The 18451-nt window shown below is 36.6% G+C and carries 18 protein-coding genes; 5 read left to right on the forward strand and 13 right to left on the reverse strand.

The annotated features are described in order from the left end of the window. Nucleotides 1–139: 139 nt before the first annotated feature. The 8 genes from ACK4R1_RS11770 to ACK4R1_RS11805 all read right to left on the reverse strand — a co-directional run bounded on the left by ACK4R1_RS11770 (nucleotide 140) and on the right by ACK4R1_RS11805 (nucleotide 5342). Complete coding sequence (locus ACK4R1_RS11770; protein ID WP_409687102.1) at nucleotides 140–1738, reverse strand: hypothetical protein; 1599 nt, start codon at nucleotides 1736–1738, stop codon at nucleotides 140–142. Between the two features lie 111 nt (nucleotides 1739–1849). Then, the gene (locus tag ACK4R1_RS11775) at nucleotides 1850–2050 is read right to left on the reverse strand and encodes a hypothetical protein (RefSeq protein ID WP_409687105.1); all 201 of its coding nucleotides are present in this window, start codon (nucleotides 2048–2050) and stop codon (nucleotides 1850–1852) included. 120 nt (nucleotides 2051–2170) lie between these two features. Beyond that, nucleotides 2171–2371, reverse strand: a complete 201-nt coding sequence (locus ACK4R1_RS11780; protein WP_409687108.1) for a DUF6132 family protein — start codon at nucleotides 2369–2371, stop codon at nucleotides 2171–2173. Nucleotides 2372–2373: 2 nt separating this feature from the next. Then, the gene (locus tag ACK4R1_RS11785; protein ID WP_409687111.1) at nucleotides 2374–2640 is read right to left on the reverse strand and encodes a heavy-metal-associated domain-containing protein; all 267 of its coding nucleotides are present in this window, start codon (nucleotides 2638–2640) and stop codon (nucleotides 2374–2376) included. A 6-nt stretch (nucleotides 2641–2646) separates the two neighbouring features. Further along, nucleotides 2647–2952, reverse strand: coding sequence for a thioredoxin (gene trxA / locus ACK4R1_RS11790; protein ID WP_409687306.1), 306 nt, complete (start codon nucleotides 2950–2952; stop codon nucleotides 2647–2649). Then, complete coding sequence (locus ACK4R1_RS11795; protein ID WP_409687114.1) at nucleotides 2945–3148, reverse strand: hypothetical protein; 204 nt, start codon at nucleotides 3146–3148, stop codon at nucleotides 2945–2947. The genes trxA and ACK4R1_RS11795 overlap by 8 nt, the downstream gene beginning before the upstream one ends. Before the next feature lie 9 nt (nucleotides 3149–3157). Next, nucleotides 3158–4576, reverse strand: a complete 1419-nt coding sequence (locus ACK4R1_RS11800; RefSeq protein WP_409687117.1) for an MBL fold metallo-hydrolase — start codon at nucleotides 4574–4576, stop codon at nucleotides 3158–3160. A 133-nt stretch (nucleotides 4577–4709) separates the two neighbouring features. Then, a complete protein-coding gene (locus ACK4R1_RS11805; RefSeq protein ID WP_409687120.1) occupies nucleotides 4710–5342 on the reverse strand; it encodes a Crp/Fnr family transcriptional regulator in 633 nt (210 codons plus the stop codon). A 117-nt stretch (nucleotides 5343–5459) separates the two neighbouring features. Between ACK4R1_RS11805 and ACK4R1_RS11810 the strand changes: the two genes are divergently transcribed. The 5 genes from ACK4R1_RS11810 to ACK4R1_RS11830 all read left to right on the forward strand — a co-directional run bounded on the left by ACK4R1_RS11810 (nucleotide 5460) and on the right by ACK4R1_RS11830 (nucleotide 9701). Then, nucleotides 5460–5663, forward strand: coding sequence for a DUF2892 domain-containing protein (locus ACK4R1_RS11810; protein ID WP_409687123.1), 204 nt, complete (start codon nucleotides 5460–5462; stop codon nucleotides 5661–5663). Nucleotides 5664–5815: 152 nt separating this feature from the next. Further along, nucleotides 5816–7369: a PglZ domain-containing protein gene (locus ACK4R1_RS11815; RefSeq protein WP_409687125.1), complete on the forward strand. Its 1554-nt coding sequence runs from the start codon at nucleotides 5816–5818 to the stop codon at nucleotides 7367–7369. A gap of 85 nt (nucleotides 7370–7454) precedes the next feature. Further along, nucleotides 7455–7862: a tRNA (adenosine(37)-N6)-threonylcarbamoyltransferase complex ATPase subunit type 1 TsaE gene (tsaE, locus tag ACK4R1_RS11820; protein ID WP_409687128.1), complete on the forward strand. Its 408-nt coding sequence runs from the start codon at nucleotides 7455–7457 to the stop codon at nucleotides 7860–7862. Nucleotides 7863–7906: 44 nt separating this feature from the next. Next, nucleotides 7907–9100 (forward strand): alanine dehydrogenase, encoded by a 1194-nt coding sequence (locus ACK4R1_RS11825; RefSeq protein ID WP_409687131.1) that lies wholly within the window; start codon nucleotides 7907–7909, stop codon nucleotides 9098–9100. A 220-nt stretch (nucleotides 9101–9320) separates the two neighbouring features. Next, complete coding sequence (locus ACK4R1_RS11830; RefSeq protein ID WP_409687134.1) at nucleotides 9321–9701, forward strand: DUF4258 domain-containing protein; 381 nt, start codon at nucleotides 9321–9323, stop codon at nucleotides 9699–9701. Between the two features lie 65 nt (nucleotides 9702–9766). Here the strand turns inward: ACK4R1_RS11830 and secDF are convergent, their stop codons facing one another. The 5 genes from secDF to ACK4R1_RS11855 all read right to left on the reverse strand — a co-directional run bounded on the left by secDF (nucleotide 9767) and on the right by ACK4R1_RS11855 (nucleotide 18396). Continuing rightward, nucleotides 9767–12739 (reverse strand): protein translocase subunit SecDF, encoded by a 2973-nt coding sequence (gene secDF, locus ACK4R1_RS11835; protein WP_409687137.1) that lies wholly within the window; start codon nucleotides 12737–12739, stop codon nucleotides 9767–9769. A gap of 226 nt (nucleotides 12740–12965) precedes the next feature. Beyond that, the gene (mdh, locus tag ACK4R1_RS11840) at nucleotides 12966–13901 is read right to left on the reverse strand and encodes a malate dehydrogenase (RefSeq protein ID WP_409687140.1); all 936 of its coding nucleotides are present in this window, start codon (nucleotides 13899–13901) and stop codon (nucleotides 12966–12968) included. A gap of 138 nt (nucleotides 13902–14039) precedes the next feature. Continuing rightward, on the reverse strand, nucleotides 14040–15980 hold the full coding sequence (gene gyrB / locus ACK4R1_RS11845; RefSeq protein ID WP_409687143.1) for a DNA topoisomerase (ATP-hydrolyzing) subunit B: 1941 nt from the start codon (nucleotides 15978–15980) through the stop codon (nucleotides 14040–14042). Between the two features lie 185 nt (nucleotides 15981–16165). Continuing rightward, a complete protein-coding gene (asnB, locus tag ACK4R1_RS11850) occupies nucleotides 16166–17782 on the reverse strand; it encodes an asparagine synthase B (RefSeq protein WP_409687146.1) in 1617 nt (538 codons plus the stop codon). A 170-nt stretch (nucleotides 17783–17952) separates the two neighbouring features. Continuing rightward, complete coding sequence (locus ACK4R1_RS11855) at nucleotides 17953–18396, reverse strand: hypothetical protein (protein ID WP_409687149.1); 444 nt, start codon at nucleotides 18394–18396, stop codon at nucleotides 17953–17955. Nucleotides 18397–18451 lie beyond the last annotated feature (55 nt).

Genomic DNA, 18451 nt, shown 5'->3' on the forward strand with positions numbered 1-18451 from the left:
TCATCATAGTTTATCTGAATTATGAAGCAAAAATACTGTGGCAAAAAAGCGCGTACAGTTACAATTGTTACAGAAGTCATTGGGTAAAAAAAAATGCCTGATTTCTCAGGCACTCAAAAAATAGTGGTATTTATTTGATTTATTTTACAATCACTTTTTGGGAAACATAAAACTTATTATCGAATATAAAAGTGATGATAACTGTTTGATTTGAAACATTATCCAACTCAAAATTCATAGTGTTTTCGCCTTGTTCAGCATCGGTAATTTCTCCGTCTAAAATAATTTTACCGTCCATAGTAGTGACAAAATAATCAATGTTAGTTGCATAAGCCATTTTAAAATTGATTCTTACTGTACTGCTGTCTGTCGGATTTGGTGAAACGGTTATAGAAAACGGATTTTTACCATTGATTTCCTGAACACCTAATGGAGTATTTCTAATTAGCTTCACTTCATAAATAGTTGCATTGGCAGAAGTGGTTGAAGTGTTATTGGCGGTAAACGGATTAGCACTCGGACTCGTTAATCCGCCAACAATGTGGCCGATTACAAATTCATTTGCGGTAATCTCGCTGAGTTTTATGACTTCGTTACTGTAATGCGGTAATAATTTGTTAGGGATAAATTCGGCACTCGCACCTTTTAAAGCCGGCATGGTTTCGGGTAATTGGTATTCTTGTAAAGAACCATCGGCGAATCTAGTAGTTCGGCTGATGGTATTGACAAATGGCACATTATTGTCTTGTACCAAAGTGTTTCCGTTGTAATAGTACTGACTGATTCCGCCAAAAAAGAGGTTGTGCATTCGATTTTCGGCTGCATCGTAAAGACAAGATTTGGCGCTGTGATAGTTGCTTAAATATTGGTTGAAAGTCGTTTGTGGAAAATAGCCATCGGCTTTAATATCTATCGGATAGAGAAATGGCAAATCGACATTGATTTGAAACACACCCGATGAAATGGTATAGCCTTGCGAACCATCGGGGAAAATTTGCGGTAACAGATTGTAATCTCTTCGGTGCAAATGAAGAGCATCGGTTATGGCTTCGTAATTGGAAATACTCAATTGCGTTCCGGAGTTATCGATGGAAAACTTTCTGATTTGATTGGAATAGGTTTGGGTAAATGTTGGATTGTTCATCGGATTGTATCTTCCGTCAAAACGGTGTCCGCCGATTAAATAAAACGTATTGTTTATTTTACCTAATTGTCCGCCGGTAATGGCAAAATTCTCGTTTGTCATTTGTTTGAAATGACCTAAAATAGAAGTACCATTAACCACAGAATTGATTAAACCCGAAACGTTAATCGAAGTCATTTTATGGAATGTGATATGATCACTGGCGGTGGCAGAAAACGCATAACCTCCAATAATGTAAAGGGTATTTTCGTCTTGGTAAAAGTTGAAATTAGTGGCTTGCAGTTGCTCTTTTAAATCCGTTGGCAAAACATTTACTGAAGTTGACCAAACTTGATTTGTCAACACATCAACCACATAAATAGTGGTATTGTTATTTGATGCCGGAAAAGCATTAAAAGGTTGTCGGGCGTGAATTCCGTCAAGTCTTCCGCCAAGGATTAACCATTTTCCTTCATGCTGGGCAAATGCGAACGAATGTATACCCGGGAAATTAGGAATGGCTATGGGATTGAACTGCACTTGGTAATCAAAATTGGATTGGGAAAAAAGGGCATTGGTAAAAACCAAAACCAGTATGGTGTAAAGTAGTCTCATTATAATAATATTTCTTCAAAATTACCTAATCTTAATTAGTTGTTCTGCAACATTTGTTACACAAAAAAAGCGCCCCAAATGGGACGCTTTAAATCGTATAAAAAAGGGTTATTATGCTTTTTTATCTTCTGCTTTTTTCGAAGCGCAACAACCTGCTTTTTTCTCAGTACTGCATTCTTTTTTCTCTTCAGTAGTAGCTGATTTTTCGGTTTTTGCCTTTTTCTTTTTTTGCTTTGGTTCTCCATTACTGGCGTTAACATTCATAGCAAACAATAATGCTACTGCGGCAAATGCGGAAACTAATTTTCTCATCTTTTATAATTTATTTAGTGAATTAATCTATTTTACTGTTATAAATGTAATATTAAAAACTATTGACTCTCAAAAATTTAACTTAAAACTATCTTAAGAATCAATTGGTAAAAACCATTATCAATTCTCTTGCTTTGGTTTGGGAGTAAAGATATTAAACAACAATCCACCCATCAGACTTCCGTATAAAGTTGAATTCAATGGTTTGGAGGTGATGGCACAAGTTCCGTTGGCACAGCCTATAAAATGATAATAGGCATAGCCGCCAATTGCACCTACAATAACGCCGACTATAGTAATGATTAAAGTTTTTTTATTCATGATCAGTTAGTTTCTTTCATTCTGCCCATGGCGCAATTGACATAAGATTTTACTTTTCTAATCAAAGTGTTATTCCCTTTTTCGGGATAGCCTAAATCGTTGAGTTTTTCAACAATTAATTTTCTTTGAAACTTTCCAATCAAAACTATGGTATCAGTGTCTTTATGAATAGTAACTTCTTCAACTCCTTCTATTCTAAGCAAAGCTGTTTTGATACTGTTCATACAACCGCCACACTTAATATTCTCTACTTCAAATTGTTGTTCCATAACGATTTAATTATTGGATTTATCTAAAATATTTTTGACAATTTCTTCTTTAGACAAGACACCCGATTGCCTCCAAAGCTGTTTTCCGTTTTGAAACAATATCATGGTTGGTACACCTCGAACTTGTTGCATTGCAGCCAATTCCTGGTTTTTATCTACATCGACTTTTATGATGGAAACTCGTTCACCAAGACTGTCTTTGACTTCTTTTAATATAGGCCCTAGCATTTGACATGGACCGCACCAAGTGGCAAAAAAATCTATCAATACTGGTTTTTCTGAGTTGATAATTTGATCAAAACTACTATTCATCATTTTGATTTTTATAATTTACTTGACAACCATTGGAACTACAGCCTAGGTTGAATATCGCTTGAAATAAAAAGAAAATCCCAAAAGCCACAAAAAACAATTGTCTTGTTTCATAAGCTTGAAAAAAAAGAAACAAAGCAAAGACCAATCTGAAATAACGCATCAGGTGCCAATTGGAAAACAGTATTCTTTTCATAGTTTGTAATTATAATAAAGTGGTTGGACAAACATAGTTGGTAATAGGCAAATTTGTCAACTTGATTTCGTTAAAACCACCTATCACATCTACAAAATTCTCAAATCCTCTTTGTTTCAAAATGGAAGCGGCAATCATACTGCGATAACCGCCCAAACAATGTATTACAAAATGTTTGTCTTTTGGAAACTCATACAGATGCTGATTGATTTCGTTTAAAGGAATATTAATTGCGCCTACCAGATGTTCAGAATCGAATTCGCTTTTCTTTCTGACATCAAAAACAGGAGTCAGGTGTATTTCTTCCAAAATGGCTAAATCATCTGCTGAGATTCTATTGACCGTATCAACTTCTTTTCCGGCTTTTGTCCAAGCTTCAAATCCGCCTTCCAAATAACCTATTGTATGGTCATAACCTACTCTGGACAATCTGATGATGGCTTCTTCTACTTTTTCATGGTTTTCGGCAACCAGAAGAATTTCTTGTTGCAAATCAGGGATTAATTCGCCAACCCACATCGCGAAATTACTTTCGAGACCAATATTGATGCTGTTTGGAATAAATCCTTTGGCAAATTCGGCTGCTTTTCTAGTATCTAAAATCAAGGCTTGCGTTTCATTGGCTACCATTTCAAAAGTCTTGGCGTCAAGAGGTTTTTGACCACGATGCATCACTTTATCCAAACTTTCATAGCCTTGAATATTCATCAGTACATTCTTTGGAAAATAGGCTGGTGGCGTGGTCAATCCGGTAAGCAATGCCATAACGAATTCGTCTTCGGTTAATTTTGGATTTAGAGCATAATTGGTTCGTTTTTGGTTGCCCAAAGTATCGGTGGTTTCCTTGCTCATCATTTTACCGCAAGCACTTCCGGCACCGTGATTGGGATAAACGATTAAGTCATCCGACAAAGGCATAATTTTTTCTCTGAGCGAATGATAAAGCAATCTCCCTAACTTGTCTTGGGTTAAATCGGCAATCACGTGTTGGGCCAAATCCGGTCGGCCTACATCACCAATAAACAAAGTATCTCCGGTGATGATGCCGTGTTCTTTTCCGTTTTCATCAATTACCAAATACGTGGTGCTTTCCATGGTATGACCAGGCGTATGAATCGCTTTTACTTTACAAAAGCCGACTTCAAAAATCTGATTGTCATTGGCTACTAAAGCTTCGAATCCCGGTTTGGCCGTTGGTCCGTAAACAATAATGGCATTTTCTTTTTGGGCCAAATCCAAATGACCCGAAACAAAATCAGCGTGAAAATGCGTTTCAAAAACGTATTTGATTTTGGCATTGTCCTTCTGAGCACGGTCAATGTAAGGTTGCACTTCTCGCAAAGGATCAAAAATGGCCACCTCGCCATTGGACTCCAAATAATAAGCTGCGTGAGCTAAACATCCGGTATAAATTTGTTCTAGTTTCATATTTCTTGTTTACCTCAAAAGTATTACACTACTTCCTAATACGGAATGATAATTATCAGTTGAATCAAGTACAAAAGTAGTCACACCGATTGGGGTAATCAGTATCAAAAGTTACACAAGCATGAATTTAAATTTATGGCCGGATTAGCTCAATGGCCGCACGATGCAATTTGATTTTGCCTTCATTTTCGAGTGCTTTTAACAGTCGGGAAATTACAACCCGAGAAGTGTGTAAATCATACGCAATCTCTTGATGGGTATTTTGAATCGAATTGGTTTTGTTGATTTGGGCTTTGTCTAACAAGTAATTGTAAAGCCTTTCATCCATATTCATGAAAGCCAGATTGTCAATAGCCATCAGCATTTCTTTGAGGCGTTCATTATAACTATTGAAAACGTAGTTTCTCCAGCTTTTGTATTTACCGAGCCATTCTTCCATTTTGCCTACCGGAATCATGACTACTTTGCCTTTGGTTTCAGCCACCGCACGGATTTCGCTTTTGGTTTCTCCCAAACAACAAGCCATGGTCATCGCACAAGTATCGCCTTTTTCAAGAAAATAAAGTAACAATTCGCCTTCATCAAAATCTTCGCGAAGAATCTTAATCGCACCCGAAAGCAACAACGGCATGTTTTTGATATAATCGCCAAAGTCTATCAATATATCGCCTTCTTCAAATGTCCTAAGCTGAGATACTTCTGCAATTTCCTCCAGTAGACTATCTTCAAAAATGAAACCGTAACTTTCTTTGAGTAATTCAAACATGATGATGGTATTTTGTCTTGTAAATTTCGACTAAAAAAAGGACATGATAAAAATCATTTATTAAAATAATGAAATGAGTAACTTTACTGACTATAAACCAATAAATTACATTTCATTATGAAGAAAAATATGGGAACATTAGACAAAGGCATCAGAGTAATTTTTGCCGCCGTATTTGCTTATTTATATTTTAGCGGAATGGTTACAGGAACCTTAGGCTATGTGTTATTAGCGTTTGGTGTTATCTTTTTGCTAACTAGTTTGGTGAGTTTTTGTCCGCTTTATCCACTATTGGGCATCAATACTTGTAAAACAAAATAACAACATTTAATTTATCGCATACCAAACTACTTCTGTCACAGAAGTGGTTTTTTATTGCTTAATTTCATCAACAAAAGATTTCCATATTTTATAATAATTTTAATATTACTGCGTTTTATAAATAGTAATTTGCACAAAAATTAAATGTACTTATGGACAAAATCAAAATACTTTGGGTTGATGATGAGATTGATTTACTAAAACCACACATCTTATTTTTAGAAAACAAAAACTATAATGTCACCACTTACAATAATGGTCGTGATGCCATTGATGCTTATGAAGATGGTAATTTTGACATTGTTTTTTTAGATGAGAACATGCCGGGAATGAGCGGTTTGGAAACCTTGTCAGAAATGAAAGAGAAAAAGTCTTCAACACCGGTGATAATGATTACCAAAAGTGAGGAAGAATATATCATGGAAGAAGCCATTGGTTCTAAGATTGCCGATTACTTAATCAAACCGGTGAACCCGAATCAGATTTTGTTGAGTTTAAAGAAAAACTTAGACCATTCAAGATTAGTTTCGGAAAAAACCACTTTGGATTACCAAAAAGAATTCCGCAAAATCGCGATGGAAATGGCGATGGTCAACAGCTATGAAGATTGGGTAGAATTGTATAAAAAACTCTTGTTTTGGGAACTGGAATTGGAAAACATCAACGACCAAAGTATGTTTGAAATTTTGGAAAGCCAAAAAGTCGAAGCCAATGTACAATTTGGGAAATTCATAGAACGAAACTATGAAGATTGGTTCGAACCTAAGGCAGACAAACCGATTCAATCGCACACGCTTTTCAGAGAACTAGTGGTTCCTGAATTGGTTAAAAAAGATAAACCGGTTCTATTCGTCGTGATTGACAACCTTCGTTATGACCAATGGAAAGCGATGGAAAATATTGTAGCGAATCATTATAAATTAGAAAAAGAAATCCCTTATTATGCCAGTTTACCAACCGCTACACAATACGCCCGAAACTCTATTTTCTCGGGTTTAACGCCTTTGGAAATGGAAAAACAGTTTCCGCAATATTGGAAGAATGATGTAGAAGAAGGCGGAAAAAATTTATATGAAGCCGAATTTTTAACCGCACATTTGAAGCGTTTAGGCTTAAACATCAAACAAGATTATTTTAAAATCACCAATTTAGCCAGCGGTAAAAAACTAGCTGAAAACTTTAAAGGATTAAAAGACAATCAATTGGTTACGGTAGTTTACAACTTTGTCGATATGCTTTCACACGCCAAAACCGAAATGGATGTTGTTAAAGAATTGGCCTCGGATGACAAAGCCTATCGCTCATTAACTTTGAGTTGGTTTAAAAATTCTCCACTTTTGGAAATCATCCAACAAGCTCAGAAGTTAGGTTTTAAATTGATTATTACAACTGACCACGGAACAATTAACGTAAAGAATCCATCGAAAGTAATTGGAGATAAAAACACCAGTTTGAATTTAAGATACAAAACCGGACGAAGTTTGACCTATGAAGACAAAGAAGTTTATGCCGTAAGAGATCCGAAAAAAATTGGATTACCAACCATCAACATGAGCAGTTCTTACATTTTTGCTAAAAATGATTTATTTTTGGCCTATGTAAACAACTACAATCATTACGTGAGTTATTACCGAAATACTTACCAACACGGCGGTATTTCGCTCGAAGAAATGATTGTACCGTTTTTAGTATTTAATCCGAAATAAAGAAGTGATTAGTGAATAGTAATTGGTAATTAGCAGTTTTACCAATTACTATTCACTAATTACTAATTACTAATTACTATTACATATGGAAATCATCTTTTCAATTGACGAAATACAAGAAGTTGCTCAAAAAATTTTAGCCGAAAAACCCAACAAAGTTATTCTTTTTCACGGCAATATGGGCGTTGGCAAAACTACATTAATCAAGGCTTTGGCGAAAGAACTAGGCGTGAAAGATGCTACTAGCAGTCCTACGTTTTCCTTAGTAAATGAATATCAAACGGAGGACAATCAATTTGTATATCATTTTGATGTATACCGATTAAAATCAGAAGCCGAAGCTTTAGATATGGGCATCGATGAGTACTTGTATTCCGGTCATTGGTGTTTTATCGAATGGGCAGAGAAGATTCCGAATTTACTTCCTGAAGATTTCTCTACGATTAACTTATCGATTACTGTGGAAGGCAAAAGAGATTTAAGGTTAACGTAATTAGATAAATTTTCGTAATTTCGGGCTAAATTCAATCACAGATTATGTCCTTAACCCCATTCACTAAGCAACAACTTTTACCTCAAGAGGAAAAATTAGAAGTCTATCGTCATAAAAGTGAACTTTTTATTGGTATTCCCAAAGAGACTTCATACCAAGAAAGACGTATTTGCTTAACACCTGATGCGGTAAATTCATTGACTTCACACGGACATAAAGTAATGATTGAATCAGGTGCCGGATTGAGTTCGAGTTATACCGACAAAGAGTTTAGCGATGCCGGAGCAACCATTACCAAAGATACTAAGAAGGTCTTGAGTTGTCCAATGATATTAAAGGTTGAGCCTCTGACTATGGAAGAAATAGCGATGGTCAATACTAATGCAATAGTGATTTCGGCCATCCAATTAAAAACCAGAAAAAAAGAATACTTCGAAGCTTTAACTAAGAAAAAAATCACGGCTTTGGCTTTTGAGTACATTAAAGATGAAGACGGCTCTTATCCGGCGGTGAAATCTTTAAGTGAAATTGCCGGAACTGCTTCCGTACTTATCGCAGCCGAGTTAATGATTAACAACCAATTTGGAAAAGGATTATTACTTGGTAATATTACCGGAGTTCCACCAACCGATGTAGTCATTCTTGGTGCCGGAACTGTAGGTGAATTTGCGGCAAAAACTGCTTTAGGTTTGGGTGCCAATGTCAAAGTATTTGACAATTCAATAACCAAATTACGTCGTTTGCAAAATAATTTAAACCAAAGAATCTTCACTTCTACCATACAACCCAAATCTTTATTAAAAGCACTCAGAAGATGTGATGTAGCTATTGGCGCGATGCGAGGTAAAGAACGCTGTCCGGTTGTGGTTACCGAAACTATGGTCGAACACATGAAAAAAGGGGCTGTGATTGTCGATGTGAGTATTGATACCGGTGGCTGTTTTGAAACTTCGGAAGTGACCACACATGAAAATCCAACCTTTATTAAAAATAATATCATTCATTATTGCGTTCCGAATATTCCTTCGCGTTATTCTAAAACGGCTTCGCTTTCTATCAGTAACATCATCACTCCTTATTTACTTCAAATAGCGGAAGATGGCGGTATTGAAAGTGCTATTCGCTGCAACAAAGGCCTGAAAAATGGTGTTTATCTGTATCACGGGATTTTGACCAACAAAGCCATTGGCGATTGGTTTAATCTTCCTGATAACGACATCAACTTAATTGTATTCTAAAATAAATCTTCTTTTCATTTATTGAATATCGAACATTGATTACTTTTGCCACTCGAGACCTTTAGGTACGAACTGTATGTACCCGAGCCGCTAAGGCGAACGGAACGAAGTTAAATAAAAAAATTAATCAAAATGAAATAGCCACAATACTTAGTTGTTGAATAAAATCAAAAAACTATGGCTATTCCATATAATCTATTAAAAACAATAAATATTATATATGAAATTTTACCAAAGATTAGCCTATTACTTAGTAGGTTTTGTCATCGGGTTGTTTTTTGTAGCTATGGTGCTTAGCGGAAAAGATACAAGATGCAATTACTTTCCAAACGCTCGAGTTTTAAATGACCTCAGGAACAAACCTTTCCATTACGATTCGATAGCGAGTAAGCAAATGAGTGAAGGTTTAGCCGATAAAACAGACATCAAAAACATACTTACCCATGGCGATGTAGATTTTGACAAAAGTAACAAACCAATGGACGGCGGAAAGCTATATGTTATTGAAGGTCAAAATAAAAAGCAAAAAAAGATTACGATAGAAGTTGTTAATTTTTCGGATAAAGCAGTTTTAAAAAATATTATCGAAACAAAAGAATAATAAAAGAGTTCAATAAAAAAAGGGTTGTCAATTTGACAACCCTTTTTTATGTATATAATTTAAAACTATGCTTGATTTCCGGTGTGACGGCTTTCGATTTCTTCAACTTGTTTCTTGCTCATAGTATCATATACAATCGGAGTTGCAATGAATAAAGAAGAATAAGTTCCAACAAAAATACCCACCAACATAGCGAAGATAAATCCTCTGATTGAATCTCCACCGAAGACGAACATGATTAACAACACTATAATCATCGTAAATGACGTGTTGATTGTTCTTGAAAGTGTAGTGTTAATAGATGCATTTACTACATCCTTAAAATTACCTTTAATGTTTCCGGCTAAGAACTCTCTAACCCTGTCAAATACAATTACAGTATCATTCATCGAGTAACCAATAACCGTTAAGATAGCCGCAATAAAGTGTTGATCCATTTCCATGTGGAAAGGCATGTATTTGTACAATAAAGAATATAATCCTAGTACAAAGATAACATCGTGTAAGATAGCACCAATAGCACCCAATGAATACTGCCATTTACGGAAAGAGATTACCAAGTACAATCCAACCACTAACATAGCGCCAATAACTGCCCAGAATGAGTTGGTTTTAATATCCGCAGAAATAGCTGCGCCAACTTTAGAGGCTTGCAATACGCCTACTTTTTTTCCATCATAAGTATTGATAAATTTTTCATAAGAAATATTTTCGGTGTAATATTTTTTTAATGAATTGTGCAACTTCTCATTTACTTCTTTGTCAACTTCAACACCATCTTCTTTGATTTTGTATTTAGTGGTCAATTTCAATTGGTTGTCATCTCCAAAAACTTTGGCTTCCACCGCTACTCCAAAAACAGCAGACAATTCCTCAGATACTTTAGTTGCTTCTACCGGCTTGTCGAATTTCACTTGGAAAGTTCTTCCTCCAACGAAGTCAACACCTTCATCTAAACCATTAACAGCAAAAGAAACACAACTTCCAATAACGACTAATGTAGAGAAAATATAAGACCATTTTCTAACTTTGATAAAATCAAAATGGAAACCGGTAAACCAGTTTTTAGTCAATGGTGTACAGAACATTAAACTTCTGTTTTTGGCGATATCTCTATCAATAAAAATTCTTGCAATAAAGATGGAAGTAAATAATGACGTAAAAATACCGATTAACAAAGTAAGTGCAAAACCTTTGATTGGTCCTGTTCCAAAAGTATATAAAATAGCTCCGGTCAAAACGTGAGTTACGTTAGCATCAATAATCGAACGCATAGCACCTTTCCATCCGTAAGAAGATTTTACTGCTTCGGCTAAAGTTTTTCCTTCGCGTAATTCTTCTTTGGCTCTTTCATAGATAATAATGTTGGCATCAACCGCAGTTCCTAAAGTTAACACGATACCGGCGATACCAGGTAATGTTAGTACGAAACCAAAACTGGCCATTACACCAAATAAGAAAAGTAAGTTTAATAACAAGGCTGCATTAGCATACCAACCAGCTCTACCGTAATAGAACACCATCCATAAACATACCAATAAGAATCCTACAATAGAAGAAGTCAATCCTGCATTAATAGCAATTTCTCCTAAGGAAGGCCCAACAATTTCCGATTGAATAATTTCTGCAGTCGCAGGTAGTTTACCAGCTCTTAAAACGTTGGCTAAATCTTTAGTTTCCGCTACATCAAAACTTCCTGTGATTTCAGATCTTCCACCTGAAATTGGTCCCGAAGTTACTCCAGGCGCAGAATATACTACGTCATCTAAAGCAATGGCTATGAAACCTTTTTGAGTGTAAGCATTATTCGTTAATCTTTCCCATTCTTTTGCTCCGGCACCATTCATTTGCATAGAAACGGCTGGCTTACCCATTTGGTCAAAAGTATCTCCTGCATCAACAATAACACCACCACCTAACGGTGCAACGTCATCCTTGTTTCCTTTTAAAGCGTATAAATCAACTGTAGTAGTTTCTTTTTTAGTTTTCGCATCAGTCTTAGTTACCGGCTTACCCCAAACAAATTTGGCGAAACGTTTGTCTCCTGGTAATAAAGCTTTGATTTCATTACGTTTCAAATAACCATTAACCGCTGCAGTATCTTTGGTATTTACAATCGCTAAGATTGGTCCACCACCAATAGAAACAAATTTGTCAAACAATGGATTGTTTCCTTTTTTGGCAGCAGTAGAATCTGCTGATTTGTCTGTCAATAATTTGCTAAGTGAATCTTCTGCTTTAACAGCTTCTACTTTTTCATCAACTTTTACAGTGGCTTTCAAAGATTCATTGGCTTGTTGAAGGAATCCACCTAACTCTTCCGCTTTGAAAGTTTCCCAAAACTCCAACTCTGCTTTGCTCGATACTAATTTCTTAATACGGTCAACGTCTTTCGCACCTGGTAATTCAATTAAGATTCTACCGGTTTGTCCTAACTTAGCAATGTTTGGCTGCGTTACACCGAATTTATCGATACGACTTCTCAATACGCCAAAAGCAGATTCAACAGACTCATCCACTTTTCTTCTCAATACTTTTTGCACTTGTGCATCAGTAGAGTTGAAATTTAACTCTTGGTCGTCAAAGTTTCTGTTAGCAAAAATATCCGGAGACGCTAATTTTGTAGTTCCTTTATTGGCCTCAAACGCTTCAAAGAAAGCGTCTAAATAAGATTGATTTCCTTTTTGATTCAACTTTGCATCTTCCAATGACTTGTTGAAAATAGGGTTTTTGGAATTGTTTGATAATTGTACCAAAACATCTTTTACCGAAATCTGAAGAATTACTTGAATTCCTCCTTCAAGGTCAAGACCTTTGTTAATCTGTTTGTCTTTCACGTCATTATACGTGAAAAAATCAAGAAAAACTTTTTCTTTTCCTATCGAGTCAAGATATCTGATTTCTTTTTCAGGATTTCCTCCTGCAAAGTTTTTGGCATCATCTTTAACTTTATTAGCCACAAAAGTGAACGAAAGTTGGTAGATACTTACCAATGCAAATAGAATTGCAAAAAATTTAACTAGTCCTTTATTCTGCATTATTACTAAAAATTAATTAATTCTTGTTTTGTTATTGTTACTCATAAAGCAAAAAACCATTGAAATTCAAAACATTATACGTTAAAGTATTGAATTTACAACAATTCCCTTTTTTATGAAACGTGCAAATATATAATTATAGATAAGATTAACCAATATTTTCATCATTAATATCAAAAAAAAGACTGCAAAGTTTGCAGCCTCTTTTTCGTCTTACCTTAATATATTATCCCAAATGAGATTTTAAGTCATTGTTCATGTTGCGAACCGCATCGGCACTCTTAGCAAATAAAGCTTTTTCAGCGTCATTCAGGTTGATGTCCACAATCTTTTCAATACCGTTTTTACCAATGATACAAGGCACACCAATACAAATATCGCTTTGACCATATTCGCCTTCTAAGTATACTGAACACGGAATCATTTTGTGTTGGTCATTCAAAATCGCATCCACCAAATAAGCTACCGAAGCACCCGGTGCATACCAAGCAGAAGTTCCTAACAATCCTGTCAAAGTGGCACCACCAACCATAGTATCCGCAGCTACTTTGGTCAATTCATCTTCCGATAAAAACTGAGAAACCGGTACTCCGTTATAAGAAGCCAATCTCGTTAACGGAATCATAGTCGTATCACCATGACCGCCAATTACCATTCCTTGAATATCATTCGCAGGTTTGTCAAGCGCCAAAGACAAATACGTTTTAAAACGCGAACTGTCTAAAGTACCACCCATACCGATGATTCTGTTTTTTGGTAAACCTAAAGATTTATAAGTCAAATAAGTCATCGTATCCATTGGATTAGACACTATTACAAAAATGGCATTAGGTGAATTTTGCAATAAATTTTCCGCCACCGATTTCACGATTCCGGCATTAATACCAATTAACTCTTCACGAGTCATACCCGGCTTTCTCGGAATTCCCGAGGTAATTACTACCACATCACTTCCGGCAGTTTTAGCATAATCATTCGTACTTCCGACCACTTTGGTATTAAAGCCTAAAGTCGTTTGCGTTTGCGTGATGTCTAATGCTTTTCCTTCTGCAAAACCTTCTCTAATATCTACCAACACAATTTCGCTGGCAATTCTTCTGTAAGCAATCGCATCGGCACATGTTGCCCCAACGTTTCCTGCTCCTACAATCGTAACTTTCATTTGTATAATATTTGTTGTTTGTTTCTTTTTTTTGAAGCTAATCCCGCTTTCCGTTGCAATCTTTTTGTTTGTCACCCTGAGCTTGTCGAAGGGCTTTCAGCTAAAAACAAAAAGGATTTCCACTTCTATCGGGGCTAGTTACGCGTCGATTTTAGCATAAACCGCATTTTTCTCGATAAACTCTCTACGTGGTGGTACTTCGTCACCCATTAGCATCGAGAAAACCCTGTCGGCTTCAGCCAAACTATCAATCGTCACCTGACGCAAAGTACGGAAATTCGGATCCATAGTAGTTTCCCACAACTGCTCGGCGTTCATCTCACCCAAACCTTTATAACGTTGGATAGCGGCACTTCCGCCCATTTTTTCGTTGGCTATATCACGTTGGTCATCGTTCCAAGCATACTCTTTTTTGTTTCCTTTTTTCACCAAATACAAAGGTGGCGCAGCGATATACACGTGTCCGCCTTCGATTAATTCTTTCATAAAACGGAAGAAGAAGGTCAAAATCAAAGTAGAAATGTGACTACCATCGACGTCGGCATCACACATGATAATTACTTTGTGGTAACGCAATTTCTCTAAGTTCAAGGCTTTAGAATCTTCTTCGGTTCCGATAGTAACGCCCAAAGCGGTGAATATATTTCGAATCTCTTCATTTTCAAATACTTTGTGGTGCATGGCTTTTTCCACATTCAAAATCTTACCTCTTAACGGCAAAATCGCTTGAAAGTTACGGTCACGACCTTGTTTAGCCGTTCCGCCCGCCGAATCTCCCTCGACCAAGTACACTTCACATTTCGCAGGATCTTGTTCTGAACAATCAGACAGTTTCCCCGGCAAACCGCCACCGCCAAGAACGGTTTTGCGTTGTACCATTTCACGGGCTTTCTTCGCTGCATGACGGGCTTGTGCAGCCAAAATAACTTTCTGAACAATAATTTTGGCATCGTTTGGATTTTCTTCCAAATAATTCTCCAACATTTCTGCAACCGCTTGAGAAACCGGAGAAACTACTTCTCTGTTACCCAATTTGGTTTTGGTTTGCCCTTCAAATTGTGGTTCTTGTACTTTTACTGAAATAATCGCGGTCAAACCTTCGCGGAAGTCATCACCCGAAATCTCGAATTTTAATTTTTCCAACAAACCGGAAGCGTCTGCATACTTTTTCAACGTACGGGTTAATCCCATACGGAAACCTTGCAAATGTGTTCCACCTTCGTGTGTGTTGATATTATTTACGTAAGAGAAAATGTTCTCTGCGTAACTTTCGTTGTAAATCAGAGCCACTTCTACCGGAATTTCCCCTTTTTCATGCTCCATGCTGATTACATGACTGATGATTGGAATACGATTGCCGTCTAAGAATTTAACAAACTCTTTCAAGCCTTCTTTGGAATGGAAAACTTCGCCTTCGAAATCGCCATTTTCTTTGGTATGTCTTCTATCAGTTAGTGTAATCGTGATGCCTTTATTCAAAAAAGACAACTCACGCATACGACCGGCTAAAGTATCATAAGAATATTCTAAAGTTTGCGTAAAGATTGTAGCATCCGGTTTGAAAGTAACCGTAGTACCTCTTTTGGTGGTTTCACCAATTTGCTTAACCGGATACATTGATTTTCCTCTTTCATACTCTTGCTCATACACTTTTCCATCACGAAAAACAGTAGCACGCAAATGATCAGATAGTGCATTTACACACGAAACACCAACACCATGCAAACCTCCGGAAACTTTATACGAATCTTTATCAAATTTTCCTCCGGCTCCAATTTTGGTCATTACGACCTCTAAAGCCGACACGCCTTCTTTTTTGTGCATGTCCACCGGAATTCCACGACCATTATCTTCAACTGTAACGGAATTGTCTTCATTAATAATTACACTGATGGTATCACAATGTCCAGCTAAAGCCTCATCAATTGAGTTGTCTACAACTTCGTAAACCAAGTGATGCAAACCTCTTACTCCGGTATCTCCAATGTACATGGAAGGACGCATTCTTACATGCTCCATTCCTTCTAATGCCTGAATACTATCAGCTGAATAATTGTTCTTTTTAATCTCGTCGCTCATATAAATTTATCGTAAAAAATGTAATTTTTGTCTAACACGCAAATATATAAAAACGCATAGGATTTCCTACTGTAAAAAGGGTTTAAAAGGGTTAAGTTATTAACATTTTCGGCATTATTTCAACAAAAAACGCCCACCAAAAATGATGAGCGTTTTTAACAAACAAACTAAACTTCAATCTAAACTCAAACGTTAACGCTTGGTTTTGCTATTTCAACATCCGCTTGGACGTGCGCTGAGTTGGCTCGTCCGCTTGGATCTTGATTTTCTTGCCATTTTGGTATCCATTTACGGACCGTTTGTGCGGCACTGACTTGTGGATAATATTTATGGAAAATAGTTCTGTAAAAATAGGCTTCTTTCGTTGCCGGCGTATTGTATGGGAAAAGCGTTGCAGCTTGCTCCATTTGCTCATCGGTTACTTGAGACGCACAATATTCAATTAAAGTGTCAATCCAGTTGTAACCAACACCATCTGAGAATTGCTCTTTTTGGCGCCACAATACTTCATCCGGCAGATAAGGTTGCTCTGGCGTATCAAATGCTTTTCTCAAAATATATTTTTCTTTTCCGTCGTAGGTTTTAGGCTGTTTTTCTTCCCCTTTGATTTTCATTGCCACATCTAAGAATGCTTTGTCTAAAAACGGCACGCGTGCTTCTAATCCGTGAGCCATCGTTGATTTATCGGCACGCAATAAATCGGCAGTGAATAATTTTTGCACTCTTTCGATGGTTTCTTTGGTAAAATCTTCGGTACTTGGTGCATTTCTGAAGTACAAATATCCTCCAAAAACCTCATCGGCTCCTTCGCCTGAAAGCACCACTTTGATGCCCATATCGGTAATCGCTTTTGACAAAAAATACATAGGCGTGCTCGCTCTAACAGAAGTTACATCATAGGTTTCCAGATGCCAAATCAATTTATCCAAAATCTCAATACCCTGTTCGATAGTAAAATGAATTTCATGGTGTTTAGTCCCTAAAAATTCAGCCACTTTTCGTGCAGCTTTGGCATCCGGTGCTTCAGCATCCAAACCTATTGAAAACGAGTGTAACTCTTTTCCTTTTTCTTTTAATAATCGTGCTGCTATTGATGACGTTAAAGAAGAATCTAATCCTCCGGAAAGTAATACGCCAATCGGCACGTCACTCATCAATCTTTTGCGCGTGGCTTCGATTAATGATTCTCTTAAAGCGGTATAATCAACCTCGGCATCACAAACTGTATAATCTTCGTATTCCGGCGTGTAATATTTTACAAAACCGGTTTCTGCGGTATAATAATGTCCCGGAGGAAAAGTCGAAAACGTTTTACACTGGTCGGCTATAGGTTTCATTTCGGAAGCAAAATACATTCTGCCTCTTTCATCTACACCATAATACAAAGGCTTCACGCCCAGCGGATCGCGTCCGGCAATGTAATCATCGCCATCAATTACTACGAAAGCAAAATCGCCGTCTAATAAATGAACAAAATCATACCCAAACTTCTCATACAAATGTACAATCACTTCTGAATCCGATTTGGAACGAAAAACATGGTCTTTTAAAATCGTATCCCTTAACTCTTGGTGGTTATAAATTTCTCCATTGTGAACCATCCAAGCGGTAGCACAACCTTGAATGGGTTGTCTTCCTGAATGCAGGTCAATAATAGACAAACGTTCGTGACTTAAAATATGTCCGTTCTCGGTAACATGAATATCACTTTCATCCGGTCCGCGATGCGACATCCTTTTTGAAAGTTGCTTTACCAATTGCTCGTCTTTTCCTTTTCCTATAATGGCTAATATTCCGCACATGATCGTATTCTTTAATTTGTAATTGTTTATTTGATAAAGCAAAAATGCCATATTCATTTTAATACAAAAACTAAAAAAGAATAAATAGTTTCAATTTAAAACTACAAACAAGAAATAAGCAAAATTATGAAAGAAGAATATTAAAAATAAAGAATTAAAGTTAAAAATCATTAATCGACGGTTTCAATACGATAAGGTTTTCCATTCATATCAAATTCAAATCCGACTTTATTTCCTATTAACTGACTTCCCAAAGGTGATTGTGGCGAAAGTGCAAAAACCGTTTTACTATCAATAGTTATTTTCGGCAAAGCAGCGCTGATAAAAAGCAACATACCATTGGCTTGCACTAAACTTCCCAAAGCCACCACTTGATGTTTGGCTGAAGCATCAATTTTATCGAGAATTGCCTTTTGTTCGAGAATTTCTTTGAGTTTGTGATTGAGTTTTTCTTGTTCCAAATGCATCATCGACAAAGCCGTTTCGTGTTTATCACCGGCCGAACCTTTGGCGTCATTCTGCGCATCAATAGTCAAACCGGAAATCATGTCTTGAAAAACATCGATTCGGTCTTGCACCAACTGTTTATATTGCTCAAGGACTTGTTGTTTCATTTTGGATTGTTAGATTTTAGATTGTTGGATTTTTAGATTAGTTTTTTCTAACAAT

Origin of the sequence: Flavobacterium sp. (genome assembly GCF_046293665.1) — a bacterium.
Taxonomy (GTDB): Bacteria; Bacteroidota; Bacteroidia; order Flavobacteriales; family Flavobacteriaceae; genus Flavobacterium.

Coding starts and splice junctions, on each gene's coding strand:
- ACK4R1_RS11805 (WP_409687120.1), bottom strand. CDS start 5,342: ATGTTTGAATTACTCAAAGAAAGTTACGGTTTCATTTTTGAAGATAGT.
- ACK4R1_RS11770 (WP_409687102.1), bottom strand. CDS start 1,738: ATGAGACTACTTTACACCATACTGGTTTTGGTTTTTACCAATGCCCTT.
- ACK4R1_RS11775 (WP_409687105.1), bottom strand. CDS start 2,050: ATGAGAAAATTAGTTTCCGCATTTGCCGCAGTAGCATTATTGTTTGCT.
- mdh (WP_409687140.1), bottom strand. CDS start 13,901: ATGAAAGTTACGATTGTAGGAGCAGGAAACGTTGGGGCAACATGTGCC.
- tsaE (WP_409687128.1), top strand. CDS start 7,455: ATGGAAATCATCTTTTCAATTGACGAAATACAAGAAGTTGCTCAAAAA.
- ACK4R1_RS11830 (WP_409687134.1), top strand. CDS start 9,321: ATGAAATTTTACCAAAGATTAGCCTATTACTTAGTAGGTTTTGTCATC.
- ACK4R1_RS11815 (WP_409687125.1), top strand. CDS start 5,816: ATGGACAAAATCAAAATACTTTGGGTTGATGATGAGATTGATTTACTA.
- secDF (WP_409687137.1), bottom strand. CDS start 12,739: ATGCAGAATAAAGGACTAGTTAAATTTTTTGCAATTCTATTTGCATTG.
- ACK4R1_RS11780 (WP_409687108.1), bottom strand. CDS start 2,371: ATGAATAAAAAAACTTTAATCATTACTATAGTCGGCGTTATTGTAGGT.
- ACK4R1_RS11825 (WP_409687131.1), top strand. CDS start 7,907: ATGTCCTTAACCCCATTCACTAAGCAACAACTTTTACCTCAAGAGGAA.
- ACK4R1_RS11795 (WP_409687114.1), bottom strand. CDS start 3,148: ATGAAAAGAATACTGTTTTCCAATTGGCACCTGATGCGTTATTTCAGA.
- gyrB (WP_409687143.1), bottom strand. CDS start 15,980: ATGAGCGACGAGATTAAAAAGAACAATTATTCAGCTGATAGTATTCAG.
- ACK4R1_RS11800 (WP_409687117.1), bottom strand. CDS start 4,576: ATGAAACTAGAACAAATTTATACCGGATGTTTAGCTCACGCAGCTTAT.
- ACK4R1_RS11785 (WP_409687111.1), bottom strand. CDS start 2,640: ATGGAACAACAATTTGAAGTAGAGAATATTAAGTGTGGCGGTTGTATG.
- ACK4R1_RS11810 (WP_409687123.1), top strand. CDS start 5,460: ATGAAGAAAAATATGGGAACATTAGACAAAGGCATCAGAGTAATTTTT.
- ACK4R1_RS11855 (WP_409687149.1), bottom strand. CDS start 18,396: ATGAAACAACAAGTCCTTGAGCAATATAAACAGTTGGTGCAAGACCGA.
- asnB (WP_409687146.1), bottom strand. CDS start 17,782: ATGTGCGGAATATTAGCCATTATAGGAAAAGGAAAAGACGAGCAATTG.
- trxA (WP_409687306.1), bottom strand. CDS start 2,952: ATGAATAGTAGTTTTGATCAAATTATCAACTCAGAAAAACCAGTATTG.